Source organism: Curtobacterium caseinilyticum (genome assembly GCF_030363035.1).
GTDB classification, from domain to species: Bacteria; Actinomycetota; Actinomycetes; order Actinomycetales; family Microbacteriaceae; genus Curtobacterium; species Curtobacterium caseinilyticum.
On sequence record NZ_JAUCMN010000001.1, the window covers coordinates 495,649 to 509,962 of the forward strand.

General features: G+C 71.8%; 16 protein-coding genes. 2 read left to right on the forward strand and 14 right to left on the reverse strand.

The annotated features are described in order from the left end of the window. Positions 1-21: 21 nt before the first annotated feature. The 8 genes from dprA to rplS form a co-directional block, all read right to left on the reverse strand. Entirely contained in the window at positions 22-1,266 is a 1,245-nt protein-coding gene (dprA, locus tag QUG93_RS02230; RefSeq protein ID WP_289471976.1) for a DNA-processing protein DprA, read from the reverse strand. Continuing rightward, a complete protein-coding gene (locus QUG93_RS02235) occupies positions 1,263-2,783 on the reverse strand; it encodes a YifB family Mg chelatase-like AAA ATPase (RefSeq protein ID WP_289471977.1) in 1,521 nt (506 codons plus the stop codon). The genes dprA and QUG93_RS02235 overlap by 4 nt, the downstream gene beginning before the upstream one ends. Next, a complete protein-coding gene (locus QUG93_RS02240; protein ID WP_289471978.1) occupies positions 2,780-3,133 on the reverse strand; it encodes a YraN family protein in 354 nt (117 codons plus the stop codon). Before QUG93_RS02240 ends, QUG93_RS02235 begins: the two co-directional genes overlap by 4 nt. Positions 3,134-3,285: 152 nt before the next feature. Continuing rightward, entirely contained in the window at positions 3,286-3,645 is a 360-nt protein-coding gene (locus QUG93_RS02245) for a histone-like nucleoid-structuring protein Lsr2 (RefSeq protein ID WP_289471979.1), read from the reverse strand. Between the two features lie 110 nt (positions 3,646-3,755). Further along, positions 3,756-4,079: a DUF2469 family protein gene (locus QUG93_RS02250; RefSeq protein ID WP_058730091.1), complete on the reverse strand. Its 324-nt coding sequence runs from the start codon at positions 4,077-4,079 to the stop codon at positions 3,756-3,758. Between the two features lie 48 nt (positions 4,080-4,127). Further along, positions 4,128-4,832, reverse strand: coding sequence for a ribonuclease HII (gene rnhB / locus QUG93_RS02255; protein ID WP_289471980.1), 705 nt, complete (start codon positions 4,830-4,832; stop codon positions 4,128-4,130). After that, complete coding sequence (lepB, locus tag QUG93_RS02260; RefSeq protein WP_289471981.1) at positions 4,829-5,572, reverse strand: signal peptidase I; 744 nt, start codon at positions 5,570-5,572, stop codon at positions 4,829-4,831. The genes rnhB and lepB overlap by 4 nt, the downstream gene beginning before the upstream one ends. A 183-nt stretch (positions 5,573-5,755) precedes the next feature. Further along, positions 5,756-6,109: a 50S ribosomal protein L19 gene (gene rplS / locus QUG93_RS02265; RefSeq protein ID WP_289471982.1), complete on the reverse strand. Its 354-nt coding sequence runs from the start codon at positions 6,107-6,109 to the stop codon at positions 5,756-5,758. Between the two features lie 167 nt (positions 6,110-6,276). On the opposite strand from rplS, the gene map reads away from it, so the two are divergent. Then, complete coding sequence (gene map, locus QUG93_RS02270) at positions 6,277-7,068, forward strand: type I methionyl aminopeptidase (RefSeq protein ID WP_289471983.1); 792 nt, start codon at positions 6,277-6,279, stop codon at positions 7,066-7,068. 57 nt (positions 7,069-7,125) lie between these two features. Here map and trmD read toward each other — a convergent pair whose 3' ends face one another. The 5 genes from trmD to QUG93_RS02295 form a co-directional block, all read right to left on the reverse strand. Further along, on the reverse strand, positions 7,126-7,827 hold the full coding sequence (gene trmD, locus QUG93_RS02275) for a tRNA (guanosine(37)-N1)-methyltransferase TrmD (RefSeq protein ID WP_289471984.1): 702 nt from the start codon (positions 7,825-7,827) through the stop codon (positions 7,126-7,128). Positions 7,828-7,834: 7 nt separating this feature from the next. After that, a complete protein-coding gene (gene rimM, locus QUG93_RS02280) occupies positions 7,835-8,377 on the reverse strand; it encodes a ribosome maturation factor RimM (protein WP_353067745.1) in 543 nt (180 codons plus the stop codon). A 19-nt stretch (positions 8,378-8,396) separates the two neighbouring features. After that, positions 8,397-8,633 carry an RNA-binding protein gene (locus QUG93_RS02285; protein WP_022902329.1) on the reverse strand — a complete coding sequence of 79 codons (237 nt, stop codon included), beginning with the start codon at positions 8,631-8,633 and terminating at the stop codon, positions 8,397-8,399. A gap of 4 nt (positions 8,634-8,637) precedes the next feature. Next, the gene (gene rpsP / locus QUG93_RS02290; protein WP_289471985.1) at positions 8,638-9,054 is read right to left on the reverse strand and encodes a 30S ribosomal protein S16; all 417 of its coding nucleotides are present in this window, start codon (positions 9,052-9,054) and stop codon (positions 8,638-8,640) included. A gap of 241 nt (positions 9,055-9,295) precedes the next feature. Then, complete coding sequence (locus QUG93_RS02295) at positions 9,296-11,425, reverse strand: oxidoreductase (protein ID WP_289471986.1); 2,130 nt, start codon at positions 11,423-11,425, stop codon at positions 9,296-9,298. A gap of 70 nt (positions 11,426-11,495) precedes the next feature. Between QUG93_RS02295 and QUG93_RS02300 the strand changes: the two genes are divergently transcribed. Further along, entirely contained in the window at positions 11,496-12,635 is a 1,140-nt protein-coding gene (locus tag QUG93_RS02300; protein WP_289471987.1) for a glutamate--cysteine ligase, read from the forward strand. A gap of 72 nt (positions 12,636-12,707) precedes the next feature. On the opposite strand, the gene ffh is transcribed toward QUG93_RS02300, so the two are convergent. Then, positions 12,708-14,264, reverse strand: coding sequence for a signal recognition particle protein (gene ffh, locus QUG93_RS02305; protein ID WP_289471988.1), 1,557 nt, complete (start codon positions 14,262-14,264; stop codon positions 12,708-12,710). Between the last annotated feature and the right edge of the window lie 50 nt (positions 14,265-14,314).

The window sequence follows — 14,314 nt, forward strand, 5'->3', positions numbered from 1 at the left end:
CCCAGGGTAGGCGCGTGCCCCTCATGCCCTGGTCCACCCGCCGACGCCGTGCACGACGAGGCCCTGCAGCTCGGCCAACGCGAGCGCGTCGGCGACCTCGGCGAACGACATCCCCGACCGCGCCGCGAGCTCCTGCTCCCCCAGCGCCCGCCGTCCCAGCGCGTCGAGCACGCGGAGCACCTCCGGGTCCTCGCGCCCGGCCAGGACCGGTGTTCCCGAGGACGACGACCTGCCCCGGCCCGGTGTCGCGTGTCTGCTGCGGCCGAGCACGGTGTCGACGGGGTCCTCCGGATGCACCACGATCTGCGCCCGGCCCTCGGCCACCAACCGGTGGCACCCGACCGATGCCGACGACGAGAACGCCCCGGGCACGGCGAACACCGACCGCCCGAGCTGTGCGGCGTGGTGCGCCGTGTTGAGCGCTCCGGAACGCGCCCCCGCCTCGACGACGACCGTCGCGGCGCCGAGTGCGGCGATCAGCCGGTTCCGCGCCAGGAACCGCCACCGCGTCGGCCGGGTCCCGGGCGGCGACTCGGCGAGCAGTGCACCCTGTCGCGCGACGTTCCGGAGCAGCTCGAAGTTCCCAGCCGGGTAGAGCTGGTCGATCCCACCAGCGAGCACCGCGAGCGTCGGGGTCCCCGCGGCGACGGCGACCCGGTGCGCGGTCGCGTCGATGCCGTACGCGCCGCCGCTCACCACCGTGCACCCACGGTCCGCGGCGACCGAGGTGATCTCGGCGGTCGCCTCGGCACCGGCGACGGTGTTCGCCCGCGAGCCGACCACGGCGACCGCGGGCCCGTCGGCGCGACGCCCGGTCCGCGTCCACAGCACGATCGGGGCGTGCGGACCGAGGTCGTCGACGGCCCGGGGCCATCCCGCCGCGCCGGGGACGAGCAGGCGTGCACCGACCGCCCGCGCTGCGTCGAGTGCCGCCAGCACGTCGACCCGGCCCAGCCGCGGACCCCACCGTGCGAGCGCCTCGGCCACGGCACCGGTGAGGACGGACGGCGACTCGGCGCCGGGGAGCCCGGCGTCCCTGCAGGACTCGACCAGTAGCTCGGGTCCGTCGTCGACGGCAGCACGGACCAGCGCGAACGAGCGCTCTGCGCCGAGCCCCTGCACGAGCAGTCCGCCGACGGCGTCGCCCGGTTCGACCAGGGCCGACCACGCCACCCGGGCTGCTGCCTCGACCGGGTCGACGGCGCTGCCACCACCCGGACCGAGCAGGCTGCTGACGACGCCGAGCAGGTCCGTGCCGCCGTTCACAGCGCACTCCGGAGCGCCAGGGCGTCTCGGACGTGCCGTTCCTCGGGGCGGTCCGCACCCTGCAGGTCGGCCAGGGTCCAGGCGAGGCGCATCGTGCGGTCCCACCCGCGCATCGTGAGCGTGCCGAGGTCGAGCGCGTGGTCGAGGAGCCTCGTCGAACCGGGCCGTGCGCGTCCCGGACCCCGCAGCCACGCGCCGGAGACCTCGGCGTTCCTGGTCCACCCCGTGCCTGCCAGCCGTTCCCGCATGGTGTCCCGCGCTGCCGTGACCACGGCGCGTGCCTGCGCGGTCGTCGGCGTCGATCCGTCCTCGCCGCGGATCAGCCCGGTCGTGACGCGCGGCACCCGGACCCGGATGTCCATCCGGTCGAGCAGCGGCCCCGACATCCGAGCCAGGTACCGCCGCACCGTCGCTGGCGGACACTCGCACGGCTGCCGTCCGGACCCCGCGTTGCCGCAGGGGCAGGGGTTGGCGGCCAGCACGACCTGGCAACGGGCCGGGAACTCCGCAGCCCCGGCTGCCCGGTGCACGGTGATGCGACCCGACTCGAGGGGCTGCCGGAGCGCGTCGAGCACGGCACGCGGGAACTCCGGCGCCTCGTCGAGGAAGAGCACCCCGCGCGTCGCCCGCGACACCGCACCCGGGCGCACCGTGCCGGAGCCGCCGCCGATGAGCGCCACCGCGGACGCCGAGTGGTGCGGTGCCTCCCACGGCGGCCTGGTCGTCCACGACGCCGCCCCGTGCCCGGCCACGGACCGCACCGCCGCGACCTCGAGCGCCGCGTCGTCGTCGAGGTCCGGCAGCAACCCCGGCAGCCGTTCGGCGAGCATGGTCTTGCCGGCACCCGGTGGTCCGACGAGCAGGGCGTGGTGCCCGCCCGCGGCCGCCGCGACGATCGCGCGCACACCCACGGGGTTCCCGACCACGTCGGCGAGCTCGGCGACGGGCGACCGTTCCGGCAGGGCCGGTGGGACCAACACCGGCTCGACCTCGACCGGCGGCAGCAGCGCGCCGGCATCGATCGCGGCGGCACGGAGCGAGTCCACGTGGTGGACGTCGACGCCCCGGACGAAGCGCGCCTCGTCCGCGTTGCCGGTGGGCAGCACCACCCGCTCGACGCCGGCGTCGCGCGCGGCGAGCAGCATCGGCACGACCCCCGGCACGGGGCGGAGCCGCCCGTCCAACCCGAGCTCGCCGATGTAGACGACGCGCTCGCTCACCCGCGGTGCGACCTCGGCACCCGCGAGGACGGCCATCGCGATCGCCAGGTCGAAGCCGGAGCCGCGCTTCGGGATCGCCGCGGGCGTCAGGTTCACCGTGATGCGTCGCGCGGGCAGCGGCGCTCCCGCGTTCGCCGCGGCCGCCCGGACCCGCTCCCGGGCCTCGCCCAACGAGGTGTCCGGCAGCCCGATGATGCTGAACGCCGGCAGCTGGCTCGTGAGGTGCGCCTCGACCTCGATGCGGCGACCGCTGACGCCGAGGAGCGCGACCGCTGCGGCCCGGCCGATACCGGTCACAGCACACCAGCCACGTGTTCGACCCCGAACCGCTCGCCGTCCACGTGCACGGCGACCGCGTCGACCCGCACCGCCTGCGCGTGGGTCTCCGGGTGCGCGGCGAACCACATCGGGACGAGCCGACGCAGCCGGGCGACCTTCGCCGCGGTGACCGCTTCGAAGGGGTGCCCGGTCGTCGTGCCCGCGCGCGTCTTCACCTCGACGAAGACGAGCGTGCTGCCGTCCCATGCGACGACGTCGACCTCACCCCGCGCACACCGCCAGTTGCGTTCCAGCAACCGGTACCCGCGTTCGGTCAACCATTCCACCGCGCGGTCCTCGCCGTACCTGCCGAGTGTTCGTCGTTCCATGTCCTCGCCTCCGCGGACAACGATCGACGACGGCGTTGTCCCCGAGCGACTGCGGGTCGAGATTGTGGAAGAGCACATGCCGCGGAATTGCTGTGCAGGAATGGCAGGACCCCGGGCGATCTGGGATCACCCGGGGTCCTGGGACGACAGCGTCAGTGTGCGGCTGCGTACGCTTCCTGCACCTGTGTGGAGATGCGGCCGCGGCTCGAGACCTCGTAGCCGTTCTCCTTCGCCCATTCACGGATCTTGGCGAGTTCCTCGGAGTTGCCGCGCTTCGGTGCGGACTTCTGTGCCCCACCGTTGCTGCTCCCACCGGAACGACGGCCGGACACCTTGCGCGCCGCTGCGACGTAGTCGGAGATCGCCTCGCGGAACTTGTCGACGTTGTCGTCCGACAGGTCGATCTCGTAGTTGGAACCGTCGAATGCGAATTCAACGGTGCGGCCTTCGCCGGCGGCGATCGGCGAGTCGTCGAGGTCGTCGACGAGCTGAACGGTGACCTTCTGTGCCATGTCGTGCTCCTGGGGTCGAGGGGAAAAGGGATCCCCACCACCGTAGCGCCACATTTGCGAGAATGTCACCGGAATGCCACCGCGCCGCAATTCCGACGCGAAAGCGAAGATCACTCGTCGAGTGCGAGTTCCTTCGGCAGTTCGAGTTCACGCGAGGTGAGTTCCTCGACGTTCACGTCCTTGAACGTGAGGACGCGCACGGACTTCACGAAACGGTCGGAACGGTAGACGTCCCAGACCCAGACGTCGTTCATCGTCAGTTCGAAGTAGAAGTCGTGCTCGGTGTCACGGCGGACGAGGTCGACCTCGTTCGCCAGGTAGAACCGCCGCTCGGTCTCGACCACGTACCGGAACTGCGACACGACATCGCGGTACTCGCGGTACAGGGCAAGTTCGACCTCGCGGTCGTAGTCGTCGAATTCGTCGTCATCCATCGCCCGCACAGTCTACGGCGACCAGACCGACGATGGACGACGAGCGGCTCAACCGGTGGCGGACAGCTCGTCGAAGCCGTCGAGCGCGACCGTCGAAGCCTGGTGCAGCCAGCTCCTGCGGTGCAGGGCGTGTGTCCCGACGGCGCGGATGCCGTCGTAGTGCGCCGTCGACCCGTACCCCTTGTTCGACGCCCACGCGTAGTGCGGCGCGTCGTCGTGCGCACGCACCATCAGGGTGTCCCGCTCCACCTTCGCCACGACGGACGCAGCCGCGACCGAGGCACAGTCGCGGTCGGCCTTGACCCGGACGACGACGTCGAGCGGACCCTCCGACGGCACCAGGGTCGACGGCACCGCCCGGGACAGCCAGTCGAAGGACCCGTCGAGGACCACCACGGCACCGTCGAGCGACAGGCCGTCCTGCACGAGCACCTCGAGGGCCGCGGCACCGGCCTGCCCGAGCGCCGGCACGATCCCCTGCTCGTCGACGACCTCGGCAGACGCCATGCCGACGGCGGTGCGCGCCCACCGACGGACGACGGGCACGAGTTCGGTCCGGCGCGCGGCCGACAGCAGCTTCGAGTCGGCGAGGCCCTGCGGGACGCGACCGATGTCCACGGTGACTGCCGCCACGCCCACCGCGACGGGGCCGGCGATGGCCCCACGGCCGACCTCGTCCATGCCGATGACGGTCACCCGACCCGCGCCGAGGAGCTTCTTCTCGACCCGGAGCGACGGCCGGACGGCGGTCACCGGTCCTTCTCCTCCACACCGGCGAAGACGTCGGGGTAGTCGTCGAGCCAGGTCCAGCGACTCGTCGGCCACGAGATCACGAACGCCCGACCGGTCACGTCGGACAGCGGTACGAAGCCCTTCGACGGGGTGTCGCGGTTGTACCGGGAGTCCTTCGAGTCGTTCCGGTTGTCGCCCATCACCCAGATGGAGCCCTCCGGGACCGTCACCGAGAACGGGTCGGCCGATGCGGGCGCGCCGCTCGGGAGGAGCGTGTACGGCTCCTTGATGGGCACGCCGTTGACCGACATCTGCCCGAGGTCGTTGCAACACGTGATCTTGTCGCCCGGCAAGCCGATCACGCGCTTGATGAGGTGGTCGTCGCTGTCACCGGTACCGAGCCCGACCTGCGTGAGGAGCCAGTCGATGGCCTTCGCGGGTTGGGTCGTCGGCGCGACGTTCGGCACCTCTGCCCCGGTGAGCCACCCGCCCGGGTCCTTGAACACGACCACGTCACCGCGCTTGAGCGACACGACGTCGGGCACGAGTTCGTTCACGATCACGCGGTCGTTGATCTGCAGCGTGTTCTCCATCGACGCCGACGGGATGTAGAAGGAGCGGATCAGGAACGTCTTGACGAGGAACGACACGAGCAGTGCCGCGAGGAAGATGATGACGAGGTCCCGCAGGAACGTCAGGACGCCGTTGCCCTGCTTCTCCGTCCGCGGGCGGCGCCCTGTTCCTTGCGTCGTGTCCGTCATTTCCGCTCTCGTTCACACGCACGCCCGACGAGCGTGCCGATTCCCACGCACGCTCGACCAGCGCGCGGACCCTGCGCTCCGCCGGAGCGCGCACAACGGGAAAGCCCCCCGTCGATGCACAACCGTACATCGGCGAGGGGCGTCCAGCGGCACCCGGCTCGCGGGCACTCACTGTGAAGGCGATCAGGCGTCGCGCTTCTCCTTGATCTTGCGGCGGGCCGCCTTGCCGCGCAGCTCGCGCAGGTAGTAGAGCTTCGCGCGACGGACGTCACCGCGGGTGACGACCTCGATGTGGTCGATGATCGGCGAGTGCACCGGGAACCAGCGCTCGACGCCGACCTGGAAGCTCACCTTGCGGACCTTGAAGGTCTCGCCGAGGCCGTGACCCTGACGCGCGATGACGACGCCCTGGAAGACCTGGATACGCGAACGCGTGCCCTCGATGATGTTGACGTGCACCTTGATGGTGTCGCCGGGGCGGAAGTCGGGGACGTCGGTGCGCAGGGACGCTGCGTCGACGTGGTCGAGGAGCTGCATGTTCGTTCACTCTCTGCGGACGCGCACGGGTCGCCGCGGATCGGTGTGTGGAAAGAAGGTGTGCGTGCCCGGAATCGGCGACTCCCCCGTGGCAGAGTCCAGCCAGGGCACAGCAGACGATCTTGCCACAGAACGGCGGGCCCTGCCAACCGGTGCAGGATGGACGCATGATCGAACTCCGCACCCCCGCCGAGCTGGAGGGCCTGCGCGCCGCCGGCCGGTTCGTCGCCGACGTCCTCGACGAGCTGCTCGAGACCGTCGACGTGGGCGTGAACCTGCTCGACCTCGACCGGGTCGCCGCCCGGATGATCGCCGACCGGGGCGCGGTCAGCTGCTACGTGGACTACCACCCGTCGTTCGGCAACTCACCCTTCGGCAAGAACCTGTGCACCTCGGTCAACGACGCGGCCCTGCACGGACTGCCGTACGACCGGGCGCTGGTCGACGGTGACCTCGTCAGCCTGGACTTCGCAGCGAGCGTCGACGGGTGGGTCGCGGACTCCGCGGTGACGGTCCAGGTCGGTACCGCCCGCGATGAGGACCAGCGGCTCATCGCGACCGTGGAGCGCGCCCTCGCGGCCGGCATCGAGCAGTTCCGTCCGGGGAACAAGCTCGGGGACGTCTCGTACGCCATCGGCCACGTCGCGAAGGACGCCGGCTACTCGGTCAACACGCAGTTCGGCGGCCACGGCGTCGGCCGCACGATGCACGGCGACCCGCACGTGCCGAACGACGGCCGCCCGGGTCGCGGCCTGAAGCTCCGCCCCGGCCTCGTCGTCGCCATCGAACCATGGCTCATGCAGGGCACCGACGAGCTCGTGCAGGACGAGGACGGCTGGACGCTCAAGAGCGTCGACGGCTCGCGTGCGGCCCACGTCGAGCACACCGTCGCGGTGACCGACGCCGGTCCCGAGGTGCTGACCCTGCGTCGGGCCCAGCGCGCCGAGGCGACCGCCTGACGGCCTGGAGGCGCGGTGCGACCCCGCCCCGCGCCTCCCGTCCGTCTCGTCGGCGGTTCAGCGCGCAGCATCGTCCGGCAGCAGGTCGGGCCGGACGCGCCGCGTCCGCTCCACCTGCTGCTCGTGCCGCCAAGCGGCAACCCGGGCGTGGTGCCCGCTGAGCAGCACGTCCGGCACCTCGAGGTCGCGCCAGACGGCCGGCTTCGTGTACGACGGGTACTCGAGCAGACCGTCCTCGTGCGATTCCTCGACGAGTGACTCGGGGTTGCCGACGACACCGGGCACGAGACGACCGACCGCCTCGATCATCGCCATCGCCGCGACCTCGCCGCCGTTCAGCACGTAGTCGCCCAGCGACAGCTCGACGACCGAGCAGCGGGACGCCGCCCACTCGAACACGCGGGCGTCGATGCCCTCGTAGCGCCCGCAGGCGAACACCAGGTGATCGGTCGACGACGCGAGCGACCGGGCGATCGACTGCCGGAACGGCGTGCCGGCCGGGGTCGGCACCACGAGCGTGGAGGACCCGTCCGGACGGAGGACCGCCGACAGAGCCTGTGCCCACGGCTCGGGCTTCATCACCATGCCGGCGCCGCCGCCGTACGGGGTGTCGTCGACCGTGCGGTGCCGGTCGGTCGTCCACGAGCGGAGGTCGTGCACGTGCACGTCGAGCAGCCCGTCGACGCGGGCCTTCCCGAGCAGCGAGACGTCGAGCACCGAGAAGAACTCGGGGAAGATCGTGACGATGTCGATGCGCACGACGTGCCTACGAGATCGTCTCGGGGCGCGAGGTGTCCTCGGGCTCCTCGAACAGACCGGTCGGGGGCGTCACCGTGACGGTTCCGGCCTCGATGTCGACCGTCGGCACGATGGCCGAGACGAACGGCACCAGGACCTCGCCGCGCGAGGGGGTGTCGACCGCGAGCAGGTCCTGCGCGGGCAGGTGGTCCACGCGTGCGACCGTGCCGACCTCGACGCCGTCGCGGAGGACCCGCAGGCCGACCAGCTGGTGGTCGTACCAGGCGTCGTCCTCGCCGGTCTCGGCGTCGGCGTCCTGCTCGACCCAGAGGATCGCCCGCGCGAGGGACTCAGCTGCGGTGCGGTCCTCGACGCCCTGGAAGAACGCGACGGGGTGGCCGTTGTACCAACGGAGTTCGTCGATGGTGAGCGTCCTGCCCGACCACGGCGAGTCCGCCGGGACCTGGAGCGTGAACTCGGCCCCTGGCGTGAACCGACGATCCGGGTCGTCGGTGTAGAGCTCGAGCTTGATGCCGCCCTTGAGCCCGTGCGCCTTCGTGATTCGACCCACCCGGAGCTGGGTCGTCTCCCTAGGAATCGGTGTCGACCACGTCGACCCGCACCCGCTTGCCGTCGGCGAGAGCCGAGACGAGGGTGCGGAGCGCCTTCGCGGTCCGTCCGGCGCGACCGATCACGCGGCCGAGGTCCTCGGGGTGCACACGCACCTCGAGGACCTCGCCCCGCGCGGAGGTGGAACTGGCGACGCGCACGTCGTCCGGGTGATCGACGATCCCCTTGACGAGGTGCGTCAGCGCGGATTCGAGCAAGGAATCAGGCCTCGGTCGTCTCGGCGGTGTCGTCGGCCGACTCGGCCGGAGCGGCGGCGGGAGCCGTCTTCTCCGACTTCGGCTTGAGGACCGGCTTCTTGGACGAGTCGGCCACGAAGGCCTCCTTCGCCTCGCGCACCTTGACGACGGACTCGGTGTTGCCCTCGCCCTTGAACTTGCCCCAGTCGCCCGTGAGCTTGAGGAGCGCCGCGACCTGCTCGGTCGGCTGCGCGCCGACGCCGAGCCAGTACTGGGCACGGTCCGAGTTGATCTCGATGACCGACGGCTCCTCGGTGGGGTGGTACTTCCCGATCTCCTCGATCACGCGACCGTCGCGCTTGGTGCGCGAGTCGGCGACGACGACACGGTAGTACGGCGCACGGATCTTACCGAGACGCTTGAGACGGATCTTGACAGCCACAATTGCTCCTGTTGCGTGTTGTTGTGGTTGAACCGGAACCGCGGGCGTGGGGGCACGCGCGGTGGAAGCTCGAAGGGAGTCGCGCACTGCTGGATAGAGGGTCGAGCAGACGCGATTCGACCGTTCATTCTTGCAGATCCCGGCCCGAGAAGCGAGCCGGGACGCGCCGGATGCGCGGAGACCGCGACCCGGACCGACTCCGGGTCACCATCCCGCCACGGCCCCGCCGCGTCCGGGGCGGTCACGGCGCCAGGCGCCGGACCGCCGCGAGCGCCTCGCTCGTCGCCCGCACCGCGTCGACGCTCCTCGCGTCCCGGGCACCGCCCACGACCTCGACCGGCACCCCCGCCGCCCGGAGCCCCGCCACGAGCTGCTCGTCGGCGTCCGCTCCTGGTGCTCGTTCCTGGCCGACGCAGACCACCACGTGGTCAGCCGGCACGGCCCGCTCCACGCCGTCCTCGTCGCGGATCCAGAGCGCGCCGGGCTCGATGCGCAGGTACTCCTGCACACCACCGACCATGTGGACGCCGGCGTCCCGCAGTCGTCCGACGGCGACCCACCGCGAGGTGATGCCGACGCCCTGCCCGAACTTGCCCGTGCGCCGCAGGACCGTCACCTGGTCGCCCGGTCGGAGCACCCGGTCCGCCGCGGGCAGTCGTTGCGGCACGTCGCCGATGACGTCCGCGGCGACGACCACGCCCCAGCGCTCGGCGAACTGCTCGGCACGGACGACCTCGTCGGGCGACTCGACCAGGAACGCCGCGGTGTCGACGCCGATCCCGCCGCCGCCGACCACCGCGACGGTGCCCGCGGGGACGCCGTCGCGCAGTGCGGTCTCGTACGAGACCACGTGGGGCAGGTCCACGCCCGGCACGTCGAGCGCACGCGGGACCACACCGACGGCCACCACGACGGCGTCGCTGTCGAGCAGGTCCGCGGCGGTGGCGGAGCGTCCGAGGCGGACGGTCGCGCCCCGGTCGTCGAGCTCGGCCCGCGCGGCGCGGACCGTGGCGGCGTAGTCCTCCTTGCCCGGGATCGCCGCGGCGAGGGCGAACTGCCCGCCGAGCGCGTCGTCGGCCTCCCACAGCGTGACGCGGTGCCCCCGTCGCGCGGCGTCCACGGCCGCTGCGATCCCGGCGGGACCGCCGCCGATCACGTCGACGCGCTTCGGCTCGGTCGTGGGCCGTGCCGGGAACGCCAGCTCGCGGCCGGCGCGCGGGTTGACGAGGCACGACACCGGCGCCCCGACGATCGAGTGGTCGAGGCACGCCTGGTTGCAGCCGATGCAGGTGTTCACGACGTCGAAGCGGCCGTCGAGGGACCGTCGCACGAGCTCCGGGTCGGCGAGGAACGGCCGCGCCAGGGCCACGGCGTCCACCAGGCCGTCCCGGAGCACCGCCTCGCCGTCGCGCAGGTCGGTCATCCGGTTCGACGCGATGACCCGGACACCGAGGTGCGCCGACGCCCGGACGACCCCGGCGATGCGCTCCGCGTACGCGAGCCACGCACCGTGCGGCACCGACGCCTGCACCGTCGGGGTGCGGGACTCGTGCCAGCCGATGCCGACGGAGATGCCGTCGAGACCGAGCGGCAGGAGCTCGTGCACCAGGGCGTCCACCTCGTCGTCCGTGGTCGAGCCGGGCATGAGGTCGGCGCCGGACAGCCGGATGGTCACGGCCAGGTCGGGCACGGCGGCGCGCACCGCCCGCACGACCTCGACCGCGAACCGGCGGCGTCGGACGGGGTCGCCGCCCCACTCGTCGTCGCGCAGGTTCGTCAGCGGGGACTGGAACTGGTTGACCAGGTACCCCTCGGAGGCCATGATCTCGACGCCGTCGAAGCCGATCGTCCGCGCACTCCTGGCCGCGGCGGCGAAGTCCTCGACGGTCCGCTCGACCTCGGCCGCCGACAGCTCGGTCGGGACGACACCGCGCGCGGCCGCCCACGGGAGCGCCGAGGGCGCCACGACGCGCTGCGGGCGGCCGTGCCGGTCGACCATCCCGCTCGCGAGCGCGTACCGACCGGCGTGGAAGAGCTGGGCGAGGACCGCGCCGCCCTCCTCGTGCACGGCGTCGACCGCGACACGGAACCGCTCGTCCGCTCCCCCGGTGCCGAACACGGCGAAGTCCGGGCCGCCGCGGGCCTCGTCGCTGACGGCGATCCCGCCCGTGACGATGCACCCGACGCCCCCGGCCGCGCGCTCGCGGTAGAACGCGGCCATGGCGGCGCCGCCGTCGTCGAGCACCTCGAGCCCGGTGTGCATCGACCCCATCACCACCCGGTTCCGCAGGTGCAGCGGACCGAGGGTCCACGGCGACGCGACGGTCCGGAGCGAGTCCGGGACCACGGGAGCGGAAGCGACGGTGCTCATGGCACCACTCTGCCGCACGGCGCGCCGCCACCCGCGTTCGTTGTGCCGACCCTCCAACATCCCGGGCAGGATGGCCCCCATGGACATCCGCTTCACCGAGTCCCGCCCGTCGACCCTCGGCGTCGAGTGGGAGCTCCCGCTGGTCGACCGCGGCACCGGCGACCTCGCGCCCCGCGCTCCTGCCGTGCTCTCGGCCGTGCAGCAGCGTCTCGGCGACCCCGACCGGGTCACCGAGGAACTCCTCACGAACACCGTCGAGGTGGTCACCGGCGTGCACGAGACGGTCGGTGGCGCGACGCGCGAGCTGGCGGGCATCATCGGCGAGGTCATCGACGCCGCGGAGCCCCTGGACGCGCAGGTGATGTGCTCGGGCACGCACCCGTTCGCGGTCTGGGACCAGCAGGAGATCACGCCCGACAGCGAGCACTACACGACGCTCATCGACCGGACACGCTGGTGGGGTCGGCAGATGCTCATCTGGGGTGTCCACGTCCACGTCGGGATCGACGACCGCGACAAGGCCGTGCCGATCATGAACGCGATGCTCGCGTACGTGCCGCACCTGCAGGCCTTCACGGCGTCGAGCCCGTTCTGGGGCGGCACCGACACCGGCTACGCCTCGAACCGCGCGCTCATGTTCCAGCAGCTGCCGACCGGTGGGCTGCCCCCGGGCATCGACGACTGGCGCGGCTTCGAGGCGGTGGTCGACGACCTGACGAAGACCGGCGTGATCGAGGGCTTCAAGGACCTGCGGTGGGACATCCGCCCCTCGCCGGGGTGGGGCACGCTCGAGAACCGCGTCTCCGACGGCATCTCGACCCTGCACGAGGTCGGCGCCGTCACCGCGTTCGTGCAGTGCCTGGTCACCGCGCTCTCCGACCGACTCGACCGCGGCGAGACGCTGCCGTCGATGCAGCCCTGGTTCATCCGCGAGAACAAGTGGCGCGCCGCCCGCTACGGCATGGAGGCGGAGATCATCACCAACGCCGCCGGCGACGAACGCCTGGTCACCGACGAGGTGCACGACCTGGTCACCCGGCTCGACCCGATCGCGGAGCGCCTCGGGTGCCAGCAGGAGCTGCACCACCTCGACACGATGATCGCCGAGGGCGCCTCGTACCAGCGGCAGCTCCGGGTGGCGCAGGAGAACGGCGGCGACCTGCGCGCCGTGGTCCGCCACCTGGTCGCGGAACTGCGCGAGTCGCTCTAGACGCCACCACGGAACGGACGGGAGGCCCGGTACCAGCCGGTACCGGGCCTCCCGTCCGTGAGGGGGTCGCGACTAGCGACCCAGGAACTTCTGCAGGCTGGCCAGCTCTTCCTCGGTGGGCGCCTTGCCGCCCTTGCCGCCACCGAAGCCGAAGCCCGACCCGCTCGGCGCCTGCTGCTGCGGCTGAGCCGGGGCACCGGAGGCCAGCGCCGCACGCTTCGCGGGGTTGCCGACCTTCTTCTTCTTCGCGCCGCCCTGCTGCTGCTTCTTCTTGCCGCCGTGCATGCCCGGGATCGGGCCCATGCCCGGCATCTGCGGCACGCCGCCGCGGGCGACCGTCTTCATCATCTTCGCCGCCTGCTCGAACCGGTTCACGAGCGCGTTGACCTCGGTCACGGTCGTGCCGGAACCCTTGGCGATGCGGAGGCGACGCGAGCCGTTGAGGAGCTTCGGGAGCTGGCGCTCCTGCTTCGTCATCGACTGGATGATCGCCTCGGTCCGGACGATCTCGCCCTCGTCGAAGTTGTCGAGCGCCTCGCGCATGCCCTTGGCACCGGGGAGCATGCCCAGCATGCCCTTGATCGAGCCGGCCTTGCGGAGCTGCTGCATCTGCGCGAGGAAGTCGTCGAGCGTGAACGAGTCGCTCGCGATCTTCTCGGCGACCTTGCGCGCCTCGTCCTCGTCGAACGCCGACTGCGCCTGCTCGATGAGCGACAGGATGTCACCGAGGTCGAGGATGCGGCTCGCCATCCGGTCCGGGTGGAACGGCTCGAAGTCGTCGAGGCCCTCGCCCGTGGACGCGAACATGATCGGACGGCCGGTCACGCTGGCGACCGACAGGGCCGCACCACCGCGCGCGTCACCGTCGAGCTTCGACAGGACGACGCCGGTGAAGTCGACGCCCTCCTGGAAGGCCCGGGCGGTGGCGACGGCGTCCTGACCGATCATCGCGTCGATGACGAACAGGACCTCGTCCGGGTCGACCGCCTTGCGGATGTTCGCGGCCTGCTTCATGAGCTCGGCGTCGACGCCGAGTCGACCGGCGGTGTCCACGATGACGGTGTCGTACTGCTGGTCGACCGCAGCCTTGATCGCGTTCTTCGCGACCTTGACCGGGTCACCGACGCCGTTTCCGGGCTCCGGCGCGAAGACGTGGACGCCGGCCTGCTCGCCGACGACCTGGAGCTGCTGCACGGCGTTCGGACGCTGGAGGTCCGCCGCGACGAGCATCGGGGTGTGGCCGTCCTTCTTGAGCCACTTGCCGAGCTTGCCCGCGAGGGTCGTCTTGCCGGCACCCTGCAGGCCCGCGAGCATGATGACCGTCGGCGGCCGCTTGGCGAACTCGAGGCGACGCTGCTGCCCGCCGAGGATGCCGACGAGCTCCTCGTTGACGATCTGGACGACCTGCTGCGCCGGGTTGAGCGCCTTGTTGACCTCGTCCGAGAGCGCGCGCTCCCGCACCGAGGCGGTGAACGCCTTGACGACCTCGAGCGCGACGTCCGCGTCGAGCAGGGCCCGGCGGATCTCGCGGACGGTGCCGTCGACGTCGGACGGGGTCAGCCGACCCTTGCTCCGCAGGTTGCGGAAGGTCTCGGTCAGCCGATCGGAGAGTGAGCCGAATTGTGCCATGGTCCGACGATTCTACAGGGCCGCCTCCGACCGCCTCGGACGGCCTGTGG

What these genes read in the sequence shown, in the direction of transcription:
- QUG93_RS02250 (WP_058730091.1), bottom strand. Translation starts at nt 4,079, where the DNA reads ATGGATGACGACGAATTCGACGACTACGACCGCGAGGTCGAACTTGCC.
- rplS (WP_289471982.1), bottom strand. Translation starts at nt 6,109, where the DNA reads ATGCAGCTCCTCGACCACGTCGACGCAGCGTCCCTGCGCACCGACGTC.
- map (WP_289471983.1), top strand. Translation starts at nt 6,277, where the DNA reads ATGATCGAACTCCGCACCCCCGCCGAGCTGGAGGGCCTGCGCGCCGCC.
- ffh (WP_289471988.1), bottom strand. Translation starts at nt 14,264, where the DNA reads ATGGCACAATTCGGCTCACTCTCCGATCGGCTGACCGAGACCTTCCGC.
- QUG93_RS02245 (WP_289471979.1), bottom strand. Translation starts at nt 3,645, where the DNA reads ATGGCACAGAAGGTCACCGTTCAGCTCGTCGACGACCTCGACGACTCG.
- QUG93_RS02300 (WP_289471987.1), top strand. Translation starts at nt 11,496, where the DNA reads ATGGCCCCCATGGACATCCGCTTCACCGAGTCCCGCCCGTCGACCCTC.
- lepB (WP_289471981.1), bottom strand. Translation starts at nt 5,572, where the DNA reads ATGACGGACACGACGCAAGGAACAGGGCGCCGCCCGCGGACGGAGAAG.
- QUG93_RS02240 (WP_289471978.1), bottom strand. Translation starts at nt 3,133, where the DNA reads ATGGAACGACGAACACTCGGCAGGTACGGCGAGGACCGCGCGGTGGAA.
- QUG93_RS02295 (WP_289471986.1), bottom strand. Translation starts at nt 11,425, where the DNA reads ATGAGCACCGTCGCTTCCGCTCCCGTGGTCCCGGACTCGCTCCGGACC.